The following is an 18,781-nucleotide window of genomic DNA, read 5'->3' as shown; positions in this document are numbered from 1 at the left end:
GGCCGACCTTCTCCGGCGACCAGACCGCCCGCGCGAAAAACCGGTGCGCCCGGTCGTGCGGCCACAGCGTGGACAGGCCCGCGCCGACGAGCATCCCGCACACCGTGCGCCGCCCGCCGGTGGCGAGCATCCCCACGACGAGCGCCCGGAACGTCCGGAACGACGGCGCGGTGAAACACGGCCGGAAACCCTCCAGCAGCACCGCCAGAGAAACCGGTATCGTCACGTCCGGGAGYATCGGCGTCCAACTTTCGGGTTGGTACAGGAAACGCTGATGCTCCCGCCACCAGCCCCTCGCGCTGGCCTTCCACCCCTCCGCCACGCACCGCGATACCACCGGCAGGCACCAGGGAATCATCCACCCGAAAGCAATCGGGAAAATTATCCAGCCGTTGCCAGACACTGATCTGGATCAAGAAAACTGCGAAACTCTAGTTATTGAATCACAATAGGGCAGCCGTGTCCAGATGCTAAGATTCCTATTAGTAGCAACATCCCTACCGCGCATCCTCGCCAGCGTCGCTGGACAGGTGATCGTCGAGCTTGCGCAATGCACCTTGCTTCTCCGCCATCGGAGCCTGTCAATCCCGATGAGACATCAGGCTGCTTGGTTCGTGGGTAGCGCCTCCTCGGTCTCGATGATCGCTGGGGGCTGGTTGATCCACGCCTCGGTCGGCAGCGCGGGTGGGGTCGGCCGGCGACGATCACGACTCCGGGGGTGCGCCCCTGGGACAGCAGCAGCRGCAGCGCCGCCCCGATCCGCTTCTTGAGTTCCCGGTCGTATCAGGCGATCTGGCGGAGGTCATTACCGTAGTCGAAGATGATCCGCATGCGTGCGCCCAACGCCCGGGCGTATCGGCTCAGGGTTGCCACCTCGTTCACGTCCAGATCACCGTTTTCGATCTGGCTTATCCGGCCAGGTGAGACGCCCATCAGATCGGCGACCTGACGCTGTGTCAAACCAAGGCGCTTGCGCTCCTCGGCCAGGTGGTAGGCGCTGGCCCACGCCTCCGTACGCRCTCGTTCCACGGCGAGTGCCGCGTCATCGCCGTCATGGAGCTCGGCGCGGATGTCCTCCCAGTCATGGAACTCGGTCATGAGCCCTCCCGCCGTTTCCGTTCGACGGCCAGCCAGCCGTCGTAGACAACCTCTGCCGMAGGAATCGCAGCCCTGTACCAGTGCGACCAGTCGCCGGCCTTGTTCCCCGCGACCAGCAGCACGGCCTGCGACCATGGATCGAACACGAAGATCACTCGGATGGCCACCTCGCGGCCCGACCGCGGTCGGAGCTCCTTGAGGTTGCTGATCGTTGATCCCTTGAGGGTGTCGACCAGCGGGCGCCCGAGCGCCGGCCCGGCCTCGGCGAGCATGTCGATTGCCGCGTTGACGGATCGGTAGCTGTCCGGCTCCTCCCGGCGCAGCGAACGCAGCCACTCTCGCACCTCGGAGGTGGCCTTGATCGTCCACCGGGCGGGCGTTGCGGCCATTGGTCAACTATAGCTCAAGCTAAACATGGATCCGGGTGAGTGCAGGTGACGATTGATCGAATATTTCCAATCAACACCACTGAGCTCTGGTCGCCGACAGTATGATCGCGTGTGTGATCCGCAACCGTGCTGGTGGGGGTGTTTGTGGTGCGTTGCCGAGCGCACCCTGCTTGACCTGCGGTTTTTCTCCTATTCGATCTTCTTGTGACCTGTCGGGTGTGCGCGGGGTGTGCGCGGCCCGAGTGGGTGGAGTGCGGGGGACGAGTCGGGCGGCGCCTTCGGCGGCTTCCCGGGCGAGTTCTTCCAGGACCGAGGTGTAGGTGTTGACCGTCACCTCGTGGCTGGAGTGGCCGAGGGTCTCCTGGATGACCTTCAGGTCCGCGCCGCCGCCGTGCATGAGGGTGGCGGCGACGTGCCGGGCATCGTGAAGGCGGATCGGGGGTACCCCGGCTCTCGCGATCTGGTCCTGGAACTCGGCGGAGACGGCGGCGGGATGCAGAGGATCGCCGTCGAGGGTCGTGAACACCGGTCCTGAGGGGTCCCAGTCGAGGCCCATGGCGCGGCGCTCGTCGTGCTGCCGTTCCCGATGACGGTTAGAACTCCTCGACAGTGAGGTCGTCGAGGAGCAGTTCCCGCACTCCCGCGTCGGTCTTGGGCCTGGTGCGCTGCACCTTCCAGCCGACGACGACGAGCTGCCACTGGATGAGGATCTTCTTTTGGTCGAGGTCGACGTCCGGCCAGTTCAGAGCGCATGTCTCTTCACGGCGCGGCCCTCTGTAGGTCACGAGGTGATAGTGAAGCGATCCCGGCGGGTAGGCACGGATGTTCCCGCAGCCGCGGTCGAGGGTGAACACGATCCGGTTCTCGGCAACCGCAGCAGCGAGCACCTCCGGATCGGAGCGGCCCGACAGGTTCTCCGCAAGCACGGTATCGGCATCGATCCCGTGCTTGGCGAGTCGCTCGGCAAGGGAGACCGGGAGACCCTCGTCCAGCTTGACCTTCACGGCGCGGTACGAAGCGGCACGAGATCCTCCCGCGCCAGACGCGCCCCGTAGGCAGCGGCCGCACGGATCCCCGACACGGTCAGCGACGGGTACTCCGCGATGATCTCACCGTCGGACATACCGTCGGCAAGGCAGTCGAGCACGACACTCACCGGCACCCGGGTCCCCCGGATACACGCCTGYCCATGACCGACTGTCGGGTCGGCCACGACGAGCGCCAGAAGATCTTCCGCCATGCCTCCCAGTATGCTCCCGGATCTCAGCGTCGAGCGCCCGTCACGTGGTCCAAGCCGTGGCACGAGTGACAGCCAAGTTGACAGCCAAGCCGCTGGACGCGGGTGGACGTCGACGGATACCGGTGGACGGAACGCTCATGGTCAGCAGACAGGGCGGACGTTGACAGACGTCGACGGAAGATCCAAATCTAACTACGGATCAGAAGGTTGGGGGTTCGAGTCCCTCGGCGGTTGCAACGCGTCGGTGTTCGGGCGGTTCGACGTCTGCGAGCCGGCGGGCCAGGCGCTGTTCGGCGCGGGCGAGTGCCTCGTCGCGTGCCGGGAGTACCTGGTGGGCGCCGAGGCGTGCAGGTCTGGCGGAGCGGGGCGTCGCTGGTGGCGAACGCGCAGGGCCGCCGCCGCCCGCAGACCGAGCAGACCGCTTCCGGGAGTGTGAAGCAGTTCACGCAGATGTCGGGCTGGTCGTCGTGCGCGCGCAGACCGGCACCGCCGCGGTAATCACGTCGGCGGGCAGCGACGGGTCGGCGGCCGCGACCGCGGCGGTCACCGCCACCCAGCGGGCCGCCGCCGTCGCGAGCCGTGACGCCCAGGGGCTGGTCATGACCCGACCCCCGGGCCGGGGATGGCGGTGATGTCGGCGCGCCGGGGCCGGCCCCAATAGGGCTCGACCAGGTCTCCGGGCGCGCAGCCGAGGATGTCGCAGAGCGCGGCGAGTGTGGCCAGCGACAGCCGCTCCGGGATGCCGGTCACCAACCGGTAGACCTGCTCGCGGGAGAGCCGGACACCCCGCTCGGCGAGCAGCGGGACCAGCGCCGTCGTCGCGAACAGCCCACGCTCGGCCATCAGCTTCCGCAGATGCCAGTGGTAGCCGACCTGCGCGCTTCAGTCGGTGGCCAACAGCCCATTCAGTCGCGACAGCGTGGGTTCGTCCGGCACGGTGGAGCTGCCGCCCGCCCAGGCGCCGATGCGCGGCCGCAGCCACTCCCGGAGCTCGACCGCGGCGACGGCGATGCGGTCGAGCTCCTCGGATCCGAACCGGGCAGGCAGCGCCTCTCGTTCGGCCGTGCCGACAAGCCCCGTGAGCTGGAGCCAGCGCAGGTAGCTCCAGCCATCGGCGATCAACTCGATCGGGCCGTCCGCCGAGAAGGCGAGGCTGTTGACGAAGTCCAGCACCGGATGATCGCCCAACCCGATCAGCACGTCCGGGTTCATCGGAGACCTCCCCTCGAGCCGATCACCCAAATAACCACTCCACTTCCTCTTGAGAGGTTACTCCCTCGTCAAAGTAATCGTCTTAGATATCTTTTTTAGATAGCTTTTATGGACCACCGGGGCCGCTGCGCCCGCTGAGCCCCCTGCGCCCGACGGGGCCCGCCGCTGACCGGCGGAAGCCCGTCGGGACGGTCGGTCAGGAGTTGGCCACGTCGGTCAGGAGTTGGCCACGGCGGTCAGGAGTTGGCCACGGCGGTCAGGAGTTGGCCACCGGGAGGTAGATCCGATTGCCGGCGGCGTTGAACTCGGCGGCCTTCTCGCGCAGGCCGGCGGTGACCGCCTCGTCGCCGGCCGGGTCCGCGCCATGCCCGGCCGGGTCCAGCCCGTCCCCGCCCGCGTGTGCCCGCACCTGGTGGGAAATCTTCATCGAGCAGAAGTGCGGGCCGCACATCGAACAGAAGTGCGCCGACTTCGCGGCCGGGGCCGGCAGCGTCTCGTCGTGGAACGCGCGTGCGGTGTCGGGGTCGAGCGCGAGGTGGAACTGGTCGGCCCAGCGGAATTCGAACCGGGCGTCCGACAGGGCGTCATCCCAGGCCTGCGCGCCGGGATGCCCCTTAGYGAGGTCGGCGGCGTGCGCGGCGATCTTGTAGGCGATAACGCCGGCCTTGACGTCGTCCCGGTCGGGCAGGCCGAGATGCTCCTTCGGGGTGACGTAACAGAGCATGGCGGTACCGGCCCATCCGATCATCGCCGCCCCGAYCGCGGAGGTGATGTGGTCGTAGCCGGGGGCGATGTCGGTGGTCAGCGGCCCGAGGGTGTAGAACGGCGCGTCGTGGCACAGCTCCCGCTGCAGCTGCACGTTCTCCTCGATCTTGTTCATGGGCACGTGCCCGGGTCCCTCGATCATCACCTGGACGTCGTGCTCCCACGCCACCTGCGTCAACTCGCCCAGGGTGGCGAGCTCGGCGAGCTGGGCCTCATCGTTCGCGTCCGCGATGGACCCGGGCCGCAGGCCGTCGCCCAGAGAGAACGTGACGTCGTACGCGGCGAAGATCTCGCACAGCTCGGCGAAGTGGGTGTAGAGGAAGTTCTCCTCGTGATGGGCCAGGCACCAGGAGGCCAGGATCGAGCCGCCGCGCGAGACGATCCCGGTCCTGCGCCGCGCGGTCAGCGGCACGTAGCGCAGCAGCACCCCCGCGTGGACCGTCATGTAGTCCACACCCTGCTCGCACTGCTCGATCACGGTGTCCCGGTAGACCTCCCAGGACAGCTTCTCCGGCCGGCCACCGACCTTCTCCAACGCCTGGTAGATCGGCACGGTCCCGACCGGCACCGGCGCGTTACGGATGATCCACTCACGGGTCAGGGCGATGTCCGACCCGGTCGAGAGGTCCATCACGGTGTCCGCGCCCCAGCGGGTCGCCCACACCATCTTCTCGACCTCCTCCTCGATCGAGGAGGTAACGGCCGAGTTGCCGAGGTTCGCATTGATCTTCACGAGAAACGCACGGCCGATCGCCATCGGCTCGGACTCGGGATGGTTCACGTTCGCYGGCAGCACGRCCCGCCCCGCGGCGATCTCCGCCCGCACCGTCTCGACGGGAAGACCCTCCCGCAGGGCGACGAACTCCATCTCCCGAGTGATCTGACCGCGGCGGGCGTAGCCCAGCTGGGTTATGGAAGGCCGTCCCGGCACCGCCCGACGGGGCACTCGCACCCGCCCGTCGAGATCCGTCCCGCCGAGACCGAGCGGCCCAGAACCGGGCGTCCCAGAACCGGGCGTCCCAGAACCGGGCGTCCCAGAACCGAGCGTCCCAGGACCCGATGTCCCGGTCCCGGGAACGGTCCGCCGCTCATCCGGCGCGGTGTCGCCACGCTGGGCGATCCAGCTGTCCCGCGTCGCCGGCAGACCCCGGCGCACATCGATCGTCACCCCCGGATCGGTATATGGACCGGAGGTGTCGTACACCACGACGGTGTCACCCGTGGTCAGCACGATCTCCCGCATCGGCACCCGCAGATCGGGATCCGCTCCGACCAGCCAGGTCTTGCGGCTGCCCGTCAGCGGACCCGTCGAGACCGCCGTCATCCCCGCGGCCGAGACGGRCGACGAGGAGGACGAGGACGAGACGGACGGGGAGGATGCGGCGGACGACAAGGATGAGGTGGACGGGGACGAGGTGACGGCCTTCGAGGTGGACGAGGACGAACGGTCGGTACGCGACACCATGTAAGACTCCCTACGCCGGCATTACCCGGACAGGTTCCTGCGGTCGGCGGCCCCAGCCGCCCTCTCAGCCCCTTGGCGGAGCTCCCGCGATCAACTTCGACGCTTGTCGACAGTAAGACACCGCCGGCCCGCTCGCCACCCCTTCCGGTTCATCCGACGCATGCCCTACACCATCGGGCGACGTGAAGAGCCCTGTTCCGCCGGACCCCGGTTTCTCTGCGTGGCGGGGAACGCCGGACCAGCTCAGCGGTCCGGGGCCGCCGCCGGCCCGGAACTCCCGCCCAGGTAGGCCGTCTCGATGAGCTCGGGATGCGCGATGAGATCCGCCGCGCTCGCCGACAGCGCGATCCGGCCCCGGTCGAGAACGTAGCCACGGTCGGCCACCTGCAACGCGAGCGAGACGAACTGCTCGACCAGCAGCACGCCGGTCGACGTCTCGAGGGCGATCGTGCGCAGCAGGGCGAGCAGCTGCGGCGCAATCCCGGGTGCCAGGCCGAACGACAGCTCGTCCACCAGCAGCAGACGCGGTCTGCGCACCAGAGCGACGGCCAACGCGAGCCGTTGCCGCTCGCCCCCGGACAGTTCTCCGGCCGACCGGTCGAGCAGGCCGCGCAGCACCGGGAACCAGTCCAACACCCGCCCGATCTCGCYGGATGAGCGCCGGCCGGCCGCCAGGCGCAGGTTCTCGCGGACGGTCAACCGCCCGAGTGATCCTCGTCCCTGCGGTACGACCGCCATCCCCCGGCGGGCGAGTGTGCTCGGCGCGGCCCGGCGCGACCGGTCATCGAGGACCTTGACCCGTCCCCTCGACGGCGTCAGCAGCCCCGCCGCCGTGCGGATCAGCGTCGTCTTGCCCGCGCCGTTCGCTCCGAGCAGCGCCACGATCTCCCCGGCACCGACGGTGAGCGACACGTCCCGGAGCACCGGAACTCCGTCGTATCCGCTCGTGACCCGGTCGAGTACGAGCAGATCGCCCCCGCCTCGGCCGGGGGCCGGCGCCGGGGTGGAGGCGGGCACGGAGTCGAGAGCAGGCACGGAGTCGAGAGCAGGCACGGAGTCGAGAGCAGGCACGGAGTCGAGAGCAGACACGGAGTCGAGAGCAGACACGGAGTCGAGAGCAGAGGCCGAGCCGGGCCCGGGTCCCGGGGCGGTCCCGGCGCGGTCGCCGCCGTCGGGCCCACCACCGCCCAGATAGGCAGCGCGGACCGCCGGATCGGCGCGCACCTCGGCGGATCGACCGCGCGCGACGACGCGGCCCCCGTCCAGGACGAGGACGTGGTCGCATACGTCGAAGACGAGCTTCACGTCGTGGTCAACGAGCAGCACGGCGATGCCGTCGGCGGCGATGCGGCGCAGCCGGTCGGCGAGCGTCCGGCGGGCGGCCGGGTCGAGACCCGCGGCCGGTTCGTCCAGCAGCAGGACCTTCGGCCTGGCGACGAGGGCGCGGCCGAGAGCCACCGAGGACCGCTCGTCGTGGGAGAGCGTCGACGGCAGGCGATCGGCGATCGTGGCGAGCCCGAGCGACCGGGCCGGATCTGGCCCGGTCGCGGGTCCGGGTGCCCGGGGCGTGACGACGGCCAGGTTCTCCCCGACCTCCAGACTGTCGAAGAGTTCCAGCGCCTGGAAGGTGCGGGCGAGCCCCAACCGCAGCCGCTCATGCGCCGGCAGTCCGACGAGCACGGCACCGTCCAGCGTGACGGTACCCGCGCTGATCGACGCAAACCCGGTGAGGGCGTCGATCAACGTCGTCTTTCCGGCTCCGTTGGGTCCGATGAGCCCGGTGATGGTGCCTGCCGACAGAGTGAAGGAGACATCCTCGAGGATGCGCGTGCGGCCCTGGTCGGCGGCGAGCATGTCGACCGCCAGCAACGCCGTCACGGGGCTCCGCCCGGGTTGACCGGATGCGGGGTCAGGCTCGGCCGGCCCTGGTCCGGCGGCTGCGGGTGTCGCACGTGATCTCCTCGACGCGTTCGCTGCCCAGGACCGGTCCGATGCGTGCCACCCGACCGATCCGCGCGGCCCTGATGATCGGCGCGAGCCGTCCGATGCGGTCGGTACGCGAGCCCGGCCGGACGTAGCACCGCCAGCACCACGRCGGCGATCCCGCACAGCACGGACTGGTACTTGCCGAGCCCGGCAACCTGGTCCAGCACGATGAACACGATTCCGCCCGGCACCAGCAGACCGCCCAGCAACGCTCCGCCGACACTCGTCACCCCGCCGGCGGCCGCGATCGCCAGGAAGAACAGCGAGGCCGTGACGCCGAACGAGTCGAAGGACAGACGTCCCTGGCCGTAGCCGATGAGGCAGCCGCCGAGACCGGCGATCGCGGCGGAGAGGGTGAAGGCGAGCACCTTCGTACGACGGACGTCGATCCCGGCCGCGGCAGCGGCCCGTTCGTTCGCGCGCACGGCCAGCATGCGCCGGCCCAGGTCCGCGGTGCGCAGCCGGGCGACTCCGTAGCAGCACGCGGCGAGCACGRCCAACGCCAGCAGCCCGTACTGCGGCCGGGGGAACCCGGCACCGGCGAGCCCGAGATCGAGGCCGAAGATCTTCGGACTCGGTACTACCGACCCGGCCAACCCGCCGGTGACCAGCGGGTTTCCGAACACCACCTCCTGGATCGCGACGCCGGCGACCAGAGTGATCAATGCCAGGTCGATTCCACGCAGCCGCCGTGACAGCACCCCCAGCAGCAGGCCCGCCACGGCGGCGGCACCCGTGGCGAGCAGGGGTGCGATCGGGAACGGCACGCCCAGCTCACCCTGGAGTCTGGCCAACAGGAAGCCGGCGACACCGGCGAGGGTCATCTGTGCCAACGAGAGCTGTCCGACGTACCCGGTCAACACGACGAACGACAGACACACCACGGCGCCGGCAAGGCTGCGTTCGAGGCCGAGCCGGTAGGGGCCGGCCAGCACGAGGATCGCGACCACCCCGAACGGCACACCGACCGCGAGGTGGCGCAGGGGAGACTCCGGCGGGTCGACCACCGGCATCGGAGCCGACACGGCGACGCCCGCGGCGCGACCGGGAATGAGATCCCCGCGCCGGCCCGCCACCGCGATGACCAGAAGCATCGGAAGCAGCGCGCGCAGTCCCGGCTGGTTCAACCAGGAGACGTCCTGTTGCAGCGGGATCAGGACGGCCTGGGTCATGCCGAGGCCGAGAGCTCCGACGACGGTCAGACCGAACGAGGACAGGCCACCGAGCAGAGCGGCGGCGAGCGCGGGAACGACGAACAGCGAGTAGCTCGTCGGATTCAGCGCACTGATCGGCGCCACGAGGATCCCGGCGAGGGCGGCGAGCACGGCCGCCATGACCCAGTTGACGGCGGCGATCCAGCCGGGCCGCCGGCCGAGAAGCGCGGTGGTCTGCTCATCCTCGGCGACGGCGCGGGTAGCCAGGCCGAACAACGTCCAGCGCGACATCGCCCACAGACCGGCGGCGACCACGATGACCGACGCGGCGAGCAGCAGCCGGTCACTCGCCACGGTCACGCCCAGCAGGGACAGCGGTGACTGCGGCAGCACCGGGCTGAGGAACCTGTTGTCAGATCCGAACTGGAGCACGGCGACGGCCTGCAGCGCGATCGTGAGGCCGACCGCCGCCACGACCGTCATCAGCGGCTGGGCACGCCGCAAGGGCCGAAAAACCACCAGATAGGATGCCAGTGCTAGAATTGCCGCCATTGCGAGGGATACTGACAGGGCTAGCCCGAAGGTGGGCGTGTCGGTGAGATGAATTCTTGGCGGCATCCCGACGACGGGCAGTACGAGGTCCCCGACCTCCCGTAGTTCTGCGTACTGGTAGGTGGCGTACATAGCGAACGCCCCATGGGCGATGTTYACCACGCCGGACGCGCGGTAGGTGAGCACGAGCCCTAGCCCGAGCGCCGCGTACACGGCCCCCGGGCCAAGGCCGAGCAGCAATGCTGCTATATACGTTGTCACCGGGCCCCCGTAGACGCATCTATTGCAGATAGAGAGATCCGAACTGCGATGAAGACCGGACGCATGGTCACACAACAGTCCCCGTCCGGCCGGTCGACGGTCAAGCCCCCAGAACTGGACGACAGAAGTGTAGCTTCACGAGCCGTGAGACAAGCCTCCCGCATCCTCCTCGCGTTCTCCGTAGCCTTGTCCGTCGTTGTCGCCGGGTGCACKAGTCAGCGCGGTGGCTCGTCCGGCGCAGCTGCCGGTGGCAGCGCGGCGGCGAGCCGCCTGACCGGGCCTGCGGTCACTGTCGGCTTCGTAACGGTTGAGAACAGCACTGTCGGGTCATACCCGGAGACCCGGAAGGCCGCTCAGGCCGCCGTGGACTACGCCAACACCTCTCTGGGCGGGCTCGACGGTCGACCGCTCCGGCTGATCAGCTGCGCAACCGACGGCTCGCCGGAGTCCTCCCAGAACTGCGCCAACCGGCTTGTCGCCACGAAACCACTCGCGGTGGTCGGCGKGATCGATTTCGGCGCGGAGGCGGCGATGCCGATATACGAGACCGCCCACATCCCGTACGTCACCGGCTCTCCTCAACTGAGCGGAGAACTCGGCTCACACAACGCCTTCGCATTTTCCGGCGGTTCGCTCAGCGAGCTGCTCGGCCTCACCGACTATCTGACGAACATCCGGCATGTGCGCAGCGTGCATGCCCTGTACCTCGACCTGCCCGGCCTGCTGTCCGCCGCTATCCAGGGATCGCAGAACGTCCTGCACCATAARGGTGTGTCCGACGTCAAACTGGTGCCGGAGAAATCCGACGCGGCAGACTTCGCGCCGGCCCTGACCCAGGTCGCGGCGGGCAAGCCGGACGCGATCATCGTGGTGTTCCAGGCGGCGACGTGCACCCGGATCGTCCAGGCCGCGGCGGCGCTGAACATCCGCAGCGACATCTACTTCATCGGTCCCTGCACCACCCCCGCGGTGCCGCGCGCGGCCAGCGGCCGGACCGACAACCTCTACTTCGCATCCAGCTACCTACCGGTCGGGACGAGCGATGGTGACGCCGACACGGCGGCGTTCCGTAAGGCGATCCCGGAGGCCGATCGGTCCTCGTCGTCGCAGGGATCCTTCTCCGCCGTCCTCAACATCCGGTCGCTGCTGGCCGGTACCGCCCAGCCGACCTCGGCCGCCCTGCTCACGGCGCTTCGCGCCTCCCACGACCGCCCGAACGTCATGGCCCATCCGTTCACCTGCGACGGCAAGCAGATCGACATCTTCCCGGCGATCTGCAACACGGCGGTGCGGCTGCTGGCGTGGAAGAACAACACGTTCACCGATGTCACYGGCAACTGGCTCGACGGGCGCCAGCTCATCAAACTGATCAACTGACCACGTTCGCCTAACAAGCCGTCCGGCTCGTGCTCATCCCCGCTGTCACACGCACGGGCCGGTGGCGCAACCGCTCACGCAGATCTCGACCGTCAGATCTCGACGGTCAGATCTCGACGACGGCCTGGGCGAACTGGGACTGGTACAGCCGGGAGTATGGGCCATCGGCGGCCAGGAGCTCGGTGTGGGTGCCCTGTTCGACGATGGCTCCGTTCTCCATCACGAGAATGGTGTCCGCGTCCCGGATGGTCGACAGCCGATGCGCGATGACGAACGCGGTCCGCCCCGCCCGCAGGGTCGACATCGCCCGTTGGATGAGGACCTCGGTACGGGTGTCCACCGAGCTCGTCGCCTCGTCGAGAACCAGGATCAGAGGTTCCACGAGGAAGGCGCGGGCGATGGTGATCAGCTGCTTCTCCCCGCCGCTCACGCCGACCCCCTYGTCGTCGAGCACGGTGTCGTAACCCGCGGGAAGAGTGCGGACGAACCGGTCGACGTGCGCGGCGCGGGCCGCCGCCACAATCTGCTCGTGGGTGGCGCCCTCCGCACCGTAGGCGATGTTCTCCGCGATCGTTCCGCCGAACAGCCAGGTGTCCTGCAGGACCATGCCGATGCTGGCCCGCAGTTCATCCCGCGACATCGCCGCGACATCGACCCCGTCCAAGGTGATCCGTCCGCCGGTGACCTCGTAGAAGCGCATCAGCAGGTTGATCAGAGTGGTCTTGCCGGCGCCGGTCGGCCCGACGATCGCGACGGTGTGACCAGGTTCCGCGACAAGTGACAGGTCCTCGATCAACGGCTTGTTCGGTTCGTAGCGGAAGGAGACGCGTTCGAAGGCCACCCGGCCACGAAGCCGCTCCGGATGCGCCGGAACCGCCCGGTCGGGTTCCTGCTCGACGGTGTCGAGCAGGTCGAACACCCGCTCCGCGGAGGCCACCCCGGACTGCACCAGGTTCGCCATGCTGGCAACCTGGGACAACGGCTGGCTGAACTGCCGAGAATATTGGATGAACGCCTGGACGTCACCGATCGACAGCGAGCCGGACGCGACCCGCAGGCCGCCGATCACAGCTACCAGCACGTAGTTCAGGTTTCCGATGAACAACATCGAGGGCTGCATGAGACCGGAGATGAACTGCGCGCGCCAACTGGCGGCGTAGAGCCGCTCGTTCTGCTCACGAAAGATCTCCGCGGATTCCTCCTRCCGGCCGAACGCCCGCACGAGCGTGTGCCCGGTGTACATCTCCTCGATATGGGCGTTGAGACCACCGGTGATCCGCCACTGGGCGACAAACTGGGGCTGAGCCAGCTTGCCGACCCGGGTCGCCATCATGATCGACACTGGCACCGTGACCAGCGCGATCAGGGCGAGGATCCAGGAGATCCAGAGCATCATCGATAGCACGCCCACGATCGTCAGCGTCGACGCGACAATCTGCGACATGCTCTGCTGCAGGCTCTGCCCGAAGTTGTCGATGTCGTTGGTGACCCGGCTGAGCACCTCGCCTCGCGGCTGACCGTCGAAGTAACGGACGGGCAACCGCGAGATCTTCGCCTGGACGTCGCGGCGCAGATCACTGATCACTCTCTRCAGGGCCAGGTTCGCCAGCCGGGCCTGGAGCACACCGCACAATCCGGACACCGCGTAGACGACCACGACCCCCAGCAGCACGACACCGATGGCATCGAAGTCCATGCCATGACCGGGGGTCACGTCGAGCGAGGCGAGCAGGTCCGCCTGGGTACCGTGGCCGGTGGCACGCAGCTGCGCGACCGCCTGTTCCTTCGTGCTGCCGGCTGGCAGCCGCCGACTGAAGATCCCCGCGAACACCAGGTCGGTGGCGTGGCCGAGCAGGCGAGGACCGATCACGCTCAGGCCGACGCTCAACGTCGCCAGGACCACGACGGCGATCAGCAGGTGACGCTGCGGTCGCAGCAGTCCGAGCAGCCGGCGGCTCGACGCGGCGAAGTCCATCGACTTCTCCGTCGCGCCCGGGCCCACGAAGAACCGAGCGGGCCCGGCCGTCGGGGCCGGGCCGCGGCGCGGTGCCGGTACCGGGCTGCTCATGCCGCCTCCTCCTCGGTGAGCTGGGAGAGCACAATCTCGCGGTACGTGGTGTTGTCGGCCATCAGCTGCTGGTGGGTGCCGACGCCGGCCACCTCACCGTGGTCCAGCACGATGATCTGATCCGCATCCCGGATGGTGGCGACCCGCTGAGCGACGATCACCACGGTCGCGGCGGAGGTCTCGTGGGCGAGCGCCCTGCGCAGGCGGGCGTCGGTGGCGTAGTCGAGGGCCGAGAAGGAGTCGTCGAACAGGTAGATCTCCGGGCCGTGAACGAGCACGCGGGCGATGGAGAGCCGTTGGCGCTGGCCGCCGGAGACGTTCGTGCCACCCTGGGCGATCGCGGTGTCGAGACCGTCCGGCATGGCTTCGACGAAGTCCTTCGCCTGCGCGATCTCCAGCGCGCGCCACAGTTCGTCGTCGGTGGCGTCCGGATTTCCGTAGCGCAGATTGGTCGCGACGGTGCCGGAGAACAGATACGGCCTCTGTGGAACCAGGCCGACGGTCCGGGCGAGCAGCGCCKGGTCGAGATCGCGGACGTCGACGCCGTCGACGAGGACGGCGCCCTCGGTGGCGTCGGCCAACCGCGGGACCAGACCGAGCAGCGTTGTCTTGCCGCTACCGGTGCTGCCGATGATGGCTGTGGTCTGACCCGGCCGGGCGCGCAGGCTGATTGCGCGCAGGACCGGCGCCTCCGCGCCCGGGTAGTGGAACCCGACGCCCCGCAGTTCCAGGTCACCGTGGCGGCGCAGCTCCCGCACCGGGTTCTGCGGTGGCAGGACCGTGGAGTCGGTCTCGAGCACCTCCTGGATGCGCTCCGCGCACACCTCGGCGCGGGGAATCATCATGAACATGAAGGTGGCCATCATCACCGACATCAGGATCTGCATCAGGTAGCTGAGGAAGGCTGTCAGCGCGCCGATCYGCATCTGGCCGGCGTCGATACGGTGGGCACCGAACCACAGCACGGCCACGCTCGAGAAGTTGACCACGGTGAGCACGAGCGGGAACATCAACGCCATGAGTCGACCGAACCGCAACGAGATGTCGGTCAGTTCGGCGTCAGCCACCGCGAACCGGCGCCGCTCATAGTCGTCCTGGACAAAAGCGCGGATCACCCGGAGCCCGGTGATCTGCTCCCGCAGGATCCGGTTGACGGCGTCCAAGCGCTCCTGCATCGCCCGGCCCAGCGGCCGCATCCGTCGCACGATCAAGCTGATGATCACTGCGAGGACCGGAGTGATCGCGACGAGCAGGAGCGAGAGCCCGGCATCCTGGTTGACCGCCAGGATGATGCCGCCCAGGCACATGATCGGCGCGGAGACCATGAGCGTGAAGCTCATTAACATCAGCATCTGCACCTGCTGCACGTCGTTCGTGGCCCGGGTGATCAGAGAGGGCGCGCCGAAGCGGCCGACCTCCCGGGCCGAGAACGACTGGACCCGGTCGAACACCGACGCCCGGATGTCCCGACCGAGCRCCATCGCCGTCCGGGCTCCGAAGAAGACGGCGGCGCCGGCACAGACGATCTGCACGACGCTGACACCGAGCATGAGTCCACCGATACGCATGATGTAGCCGGTGTCGCYGATGACCACTCCACGATCAATGATGTCGGCGTTGAGGGTGGGGAGGTAGAGCATGGCGATCGTCGCCACCAGCTGCAGAAGGACCAGTATCGAGATCGGCCGGCCGTAGGGGCCGAGGTGAGCCCGCAGAAGTCGGATCAGCATACGGTCCCTCTCGGTGGCGGCTGGTGGTCGAACCGGTAGATCGCGACAACGGTGGGTAAGCACACTGCAGACGTGTTGCGACCCTACGACGTCAACCCAACATCAGGTCAAGGCATTTTCAGTGCCGCGCACTGGAGAGTCGAGGGTCAGTGCCGCGCACTGGAGAGTCGAGGGTCAGTGCCGCGCACTGGAGACATGGCGGCTACCTCATGTCGGATACCTGCCGGGGATGTCGGCGAGCGGTGCGGGTCCGCCGAAGAGGCTGCCCTGGCCAAGGCCGCAGCCGCTGTGCGCGAGGGTGGCGGCCTGCTTCGCGTCAGCGATGCCGGTGCCCAGCAGTGAAATGCCCAGTCCGCGGATGGTGGCGAGRAACGCCGTGCGCAGCGTGCCGTCGTTTTCTTCTTCCCCGGGGGTGCGGCCGTCGGTCAGCGATTCGGTCAGGTGCCGGGTGGCGGYGGCGTCGAGCACGATGATCTGGACGGGAAGCGGCAGAAGGGGATCGAACGAGAGGTCCTCGGCGTCGGGATAGGTGATCGCGAGCCTGATACCTCGTGCGGCCAGTCCGCGCAGCGCCCGCAGGGCAGCCTGATCGGTGTGGTGCGTCGCGCCGGCGACGCGGAGCACGAGAGCATCGGGTGGCAGGTGGTGGACGGTCAGAGCATTGACCACCTCGGTCGTGAACCGGGCGTCAGCGGCATCGAGGATCGAGACGGGGATGTGGAGGGCCACCTCCGGATGGCCCGTGCTTCGGTATCGGCCGAGGTCACGGCAGGCCCGGTCGAGCAGGATGTGCTCCAGTGCGGGGGCCAGCCCGGTCTGCTGGGCGGTGAGGGTGAGACGGTGGTGGGGAACGGATCGGGAGGACGGGTCGTCCCACCGAAGCGCCGCCTCGACACCGACGGTCCGACCGGTGTGKAGCTCGATGATCGGCTGATAGCTGACGTTGAGGGTACCGCCGCCATCCTCGCCGCGTACGGCGTGGGTGAGGCTGGTGCGCAGGGCGTCCTCGGCGCTGGCGGGGCACAGCTCCGGCCGGTACACCACCAGGGTGCCCTTACCCCGCCGTTTTGCGGCGTACATGGCGGAGTCCGCCTGTTTCAGCACGCTTTCCGCGGTGGCCTGAGTGCCGGGGTCGACAACGACCAGCCCAATGCTGGCCTGGGTTGTATGAACCGTTCCGGCGAGTACCAAGGGTACGCGGAGTGTTTCCAGGATCCGCCGCCCGATGGACTCGGGGTCGACGCAGCCGCCTTCCAGCAGGACCGCGAACTCGTCGCCGCTGATGCGGGCAACCGTGTCGGTGCTACGGGCGCAACTCGTCAGCCGACCCGCGGTTACGCGAAGCAGGTCGTCGCCGGCCGCGTGCCCGAATCTGTCGTTGACGCTCTTGAAGTCGTCGAGGTCGCAGAACAGTAGTGCAAGCTGCGTGTCGTCCTGCGTATTGTCGTGGAGGCGCCGGGCAAGTCCGCGTTGCAGTCGGGCCGTCAACAGCGTGCGGTTCGCCAGGTCGGTCAGCGGATCGTGCAGGGCCTGGTGGTGCAGCTGTCGTTCGCGGGTGTAGCGGTGGGCGTTGTCCAGGCACAGCGCCGCGCGGGCGGCCAACTCCTCGGCCAGGGCCAGGTCGTCGTCCTCGTAGGGCTCTGGTTGCCGGGAGCGGCAGAAACTGGCCACCCCGAACATCACGTCGCGGGCGCACAGGGGGACGGTGATGAGCGAGTGGATCCCCTGCGCGAGGAGTTGCTCGACGCGTTCGGGGTCCTGGGCCTGCCAACCGGGAGCCGCGTGCAGGTCGGCCTCGAGCACCGCTCGCCCGCTGGCCAGGCACCGAGCCTGCGGCGTGGAGGGCAGGAAGCTGATCTGGTGACCGGCCGGGTAGAGAGCGAGGCCTTCCTGGATGYCGTGCAGGGCGGCGCGGCGCAGCAGTGCGGTCGGACGCAGCGAGTCCTCGCCCCGCAGAACAGACTCCGACAGGTCCACCGTGACGACGTCGGCGAGTTCGGGCACGGCTGCCTGGGCCAGTTCCTCGGCGGTCCGAGTCACGTCGAGGGTGGTCCCGATGTGCATACTGGCCTCGTACAGCAGGGTGAGGCGTCGCCGTGCCGCCACCGCGAGACGGCCGATTCCCTGTTCCCCGATCGCCAGCAGTGACGCGCCGATGGCGGGCTGCCGGCTGGCCGGGTACGCACTGGCCACGGGTGTGCTGGCCGGGCGGGTGGCGTCGGGTGCACCCGCCGGCAGTCGCGGCGTCGGCCTGGGCGCGCTGAGCGCGGCATACGGCAGGAAAAGCCCCGGCGCCGACGGGGCACCGGCGTCGGCCCCCCGCGGCTGGCTGTTGAGGTGTCCTGCCACAGCCGCGGCGCTGGTCATGAGGCGACGGGGCGGCCCGAAGGGAAGGACGACCTCGACGGCCAGCCCGGCCACTGCGGAGTGCGTCCGTACCTCCCTGCACACCAGCGTGGCAGTCTGACCGTGCGGCAGGGATACCTCGATGGCGGTCGGCCGGCCCGCTGCGATCAGTTCAGCGGCCTTCTCCTGCAAAACCAGCCGAGTATCGTGCTTGATCTCGATGCCGGACCCGGCATCGAGATCAAGCGGAAACTGTGCGCCGCCAGCCGGTATCCGCATCCGGTGTTTGGCCTGCCGGTACRCCAGGAGCAAGGCGCGTTCCCGCTCGCTCGCCTGTTCCAGCAGGCGATGTTCGATAGCGCGGCCAGCCTCCCCCACCATGGCTTCCGCCGACGGATTCRCCTCGGCGAGCCTGCAAATGAGGCTGAACACGCCTTCGATACGCCCGCTGAGGGGGTCGCGGACGGGAGCGGATATGCACGCGTCCGGTTGGTAGAGGTCAGCAAAGTGCTCGGCGCCCGAGACGCGGGCGGGGCGCCTTTCCACGAGGGCGAGGGCTACGGCGCTGGTGCCGACCAGGTGCTCGGCGACGCAGAACCCAGGGTGTAGGCCGAAGGATGYCTCACCGACCCGGTGCGCCAGTATTCTTGCCTGGTCGTCGGTGAGACACACGCACACCCAGGTCCCGGCGATCATGGATGCCAGTCGGTCGAGTACCGGGTCGGCCGCGCGGACCAGGCGCGTGTCCAGATCAAGATCCGGATCATAGACGGGGGAGCACCGGTCCGGGCTCACGTTCAGTACCTGGCTGCGCCACCACGAACCCAAAATCGCGTTTTGTGGTCCTTCCGCTACCAGGTCCCCCGTCAGGAATCGTTCCCGCAGGTGAGCGCTGTTACGCTGCGCAAGGTCATCCCAGATGTCCACGATGATTTCACCTCCCTCCTCGGGAGCCCAGAGGTTTCCGCGTCACCCTCCTGGCCTGCGCGCACATTCCACACCATCAAATCTACTACACCATTGTGGGCCTGCTGTCGCCTACGGAATGCTCCGATCTGCGAGCGACGCCCGAGATGAGACCGGTATAAGCACGTATGCGATGCTGGCGACGCTACCGGTGGAGCGGGACGGCATAGTC

At 68.4% G+C, this 18,781-nt stretch carries 17 protein-coding genes and 1 riboswitch; of the genes, 2 read left to right on the top strand and 15 right to left on the bottom strand.

The genetic code is table 11. The annotated features are described in order from the left end of the window. From CcI156_RS12115 to thiC, 10 genes are all read right to left on the bottom strand, one after another. On the bottom strand, nucleotides 1–226 hold a 226-nt coding region (locus tag CcI156_RS12115), incomplete at its 3' end, for a transposase (RefSeq protein ID WP_254847388.1). A 557-nt stretch (nucleotides 227–783) separates the two neighbouring features. After that, a complete protein-coding gene (locus CcI156_RS12105) occupies nucleotides 784–1,098 on the bottom strand; it encodes a helix-turn-helix transcriptional regulator (RefSeq protein WP_076805726.1) in 315 nt (104 codons plus the stop codon). Continuing rightward, the gene (locus tag CcI156_RS12100; protein ID WP_076805724.1) at nucleotides 1,095–1,487 is read right to left on the bottom strand and encodes a type II toxin-antitoxin system RelE/ParE family toxin; all 393 of its coding nucleotides are present in this window, start codon (nucleotides 1,485–1,487) and stop codon (nucleotides 1,095–1,097) included. The genes CcI156_RS12105 and CcI156_RS12100 overlap by 4 nt, the downstream gene beginning before the upstream one ends. Nucleotides 1,488–1,557: 70 nt before the next feature. Further along, nucleotides 1,558–2,043 carry a tyrosine-type recombinase/integrase gene (locus tag CcI156_RS12095; protein WP_011434853.1) on the bottom strand — a complete coding sequence of 162 codons (486 nt, stop codon included), beginning with the start codon at nucleotides 2,041–2,043 and terminating at the stop codon, nucleotides 1,558–1,560. A gap of 37 nt (nucleotides 2,044–2,080) precedes the next feature. Next, nucleotides 2,081–2,491 (bottom strand): DUF5615 family PIN-like protein, encoded by a 411-nt coding sequence (locus tag CcI156_RS26850; protein ID WP_011434852.1) that lies wholly within the window; start codon nucleotides 2,489–2,491, stop codon nucleotides 2,081–2,083. Further along, a complete protein-coding gene (locus CcI156_RS12085; protein WP_011434851.1) occupies nucleotides 2,488–2,727 on the bottom strand; it encodes a DUF433 domain-containing protein in 240 nt (79 codons plus the stop codon). Before CcI156_RS12085 ends, CcI156_RS26850 begins: the two co-directional genes overlap by 4 nt. Nucleotides 2,728–3,169: 442 nt before the next feature. Continuing rightward, nucleotides 3,170–3,328: a hypothetical protein gene (locus CcI156_RS25620; RefSeq protein ID WP_023840839.1), complete on the bottom strand. Its 159-nt coding sequence runs from the start codon at nucleotides 3,326–3,328 to the stop codon at nucleotides 3,170–3,172. Continuing rightward, the gene (locus CcI156_RS12080; protein ID WP_330218951.1) at nucleotides 3,325–3,582 is read right to left on the bottom strand and encodes a helix-turn-helix transcriptional regulator; all 258 of its coding nucleotides are present in this window, start codon (nucleotides 3,580–3,582) and stop codon (nucleotides 3,325–3,327) included. The genes CcI156_RS25620 and CcI156_RS12080 overlap by 4 nt, the downstream gene beginning before the upstream one ends. Before the next feature lie 27 nt (nucleotides 3,583–3,609). Continuing rightward, entirely contained in the window at nucleotides 3,610–3,927 is a 318-nt protein-coding gene (locus CcI156_RS12075) for an ABATE domain-containing protein (RefSeq protein ID WP_160323712.1), read from the bottom strand. A 268-nt stretch (nucleotides 3,928–4,195) separates the two neighbouring features. Beyond that, on the bottom strand, nucleotides 4,196–6,028 hold the full coding sequence (gene thiC, locus CcI156_RS12070) for a phosphomethylpyrimidine synthase ThiC (RefSeq protein ID WP_139341486.1): 1,833 nt from the start codon (nucleotides 6,026–6,028) through the stop codon (nucleotides 4,196–4,198). Here thiC and CcI156_RS24800 point away from each other — a divergent pair. Beyond that, nucleotides 5,925–6,173 carry a hypothetical protein gene (locus CcI156_RS24800; protein ID WP_175637576.1) on the top strand — a complete coding sequence of 83 codons (249 nt, stop codon included), beginning with the start codon at nucleotides 5,925–5,927 and terminating at the stop codon, nucleotides 6,171–6,173. The genes thiC and CcI156_RS24800 overlap by 104 nt on opposite strands. Further along, nucleotides 6,160–6,267, bottom strand: a riboswitch (TPP riboswitch). It overlaps the preceding gene by 14 nt. A 145-nt stretch (nucleotides 6,268–6,412) precedes the next feature. On the opposite strand, the gene CcI156_RS12065 is transcribed toward CcI156_RS24800, so the two are convergent. Next, nucleotides 6,413–8,047 (bottom strand): ATP-binding cassette domain-containing protein, encoded by a 1,635-nt coding sequence (locus CcI156_RS12065; protein ID WP_076805721.1) that lies wholly within the window; start codon nucleotides 8,045–8,047, stop codon nucleotides 6,413–6,415. Further along, entirely contained in the window at nucleotides 8,044–10,122 is a 2,079-nt protein-coding gene (locus tag CcI156_RS12060; protein ID WP_076805719.1) for an ABC transporter permease, read from the bottom strand. Before CcI156_RS12060 ends, CcI156_RS12065 begins: the two co-directional genes overlap by 4 nt. Before the next feature lie 144 nt (nucleotides 10,123–10,266). On the opposite strand from CcI156_RS12060, the gene CcI156_RS12055 reads away from it, so the two are divergent. Beyond that, nucleotides 10,267–11,499 carry an ABC transporter substrate-binding protein gene (locus tag CcI156_RS12055; RefSeq protein WP_076805717.1) on the top strand — a complete coding sequence of 411 codons (1,233 nt, stop codon included), beginning with the start codon at nucleotides 10,267–10,269 and terminating at the stop codon, nucleotides 11,497–11,499. Nucleotides 11,500–11,605: 106 nt separating this feature from the next. Here CcI156_RS12055 and CcI156_RS12050 read toward each other — a convergent pair whose 3' ends face one another. From CcI156_RS12050 to CcI156_RS12040, 3 genes are all read right to left on the bottom strand, one after another. Next, nucleotides 11,606–13,567 (bottom strand): ABC transporter ATP-binding protein, encoded by a 1,962-nt coding sequence (locus CcI156_RS12050; protein ID WP_076805715.1) that lies wholly within the window; start codon nucleotides 13,565–13,567, stop codon nucleotides 11,606–11,608. Further along, nucleotides 13,564–15,297: an ABC transporter ATP-binding protein gene (locus CcI156_RS12045; RefSeq protein WP_076805713.1), complete on the bottom strand. Its 1,734-nt coding sequence runs from the start codon at nucleotides 15,295–15,297 to the stop codon at nucleotides 13,564–13,566. Before CcI156_RS12045 ends, CcI156_RS12050 begins: the two co-directional genes overlap by 4 nt. A gap of 207 nt (nucleotides 15,298–15,504) precedes the next feature. After that, nucleotides 15,505–18,570, bottom strand: coding sequence for a diguanylate cyclase domain-containing protein (locus CcI156_RS12040; RefSeq protein ID WP_076805711.1), 3,066 nt, complete (start codon nucleotides 18,568–18,570; stop codon nucleotides 15,505–15,507). Nucleotides 18,571–18,781: the final 211 nt, after the last annotated feature.

The sequence above is a fragment of the Frankia sp. CcI156 genome (genome assembly GCF_001983015.1).
GTDB classification, from domain to species: Bacteria; Actinomycetota; Actinomycetes; order Frankiales; family Frankiaceae; genus Frankia; species Frankia casuarinae.
The sequence above is the reverse complement of the archived record's forward strand: the minus strand, read 5'-3'. Positions and strand labels throughout refer to the sequence as shown.

Bases quoted from the DNA above. Each gene is read 5' to 3' on its own strand.
- CcI156_RS12095 (WP_011434853.1), bottom strand. From the start codon at position 2,043: ATGGGCCTCGACTGGGACCCCTCAGGACCGGTGTTCACGACCCTCGAC.
- CcI156_RS25620 (WP_023840839.1), bottom strand. From the start codon at position 3,328: ATGACCAGCCCCTGGGCGTCACGGCTCGCGACGGCGGCGGCCCGCTGG.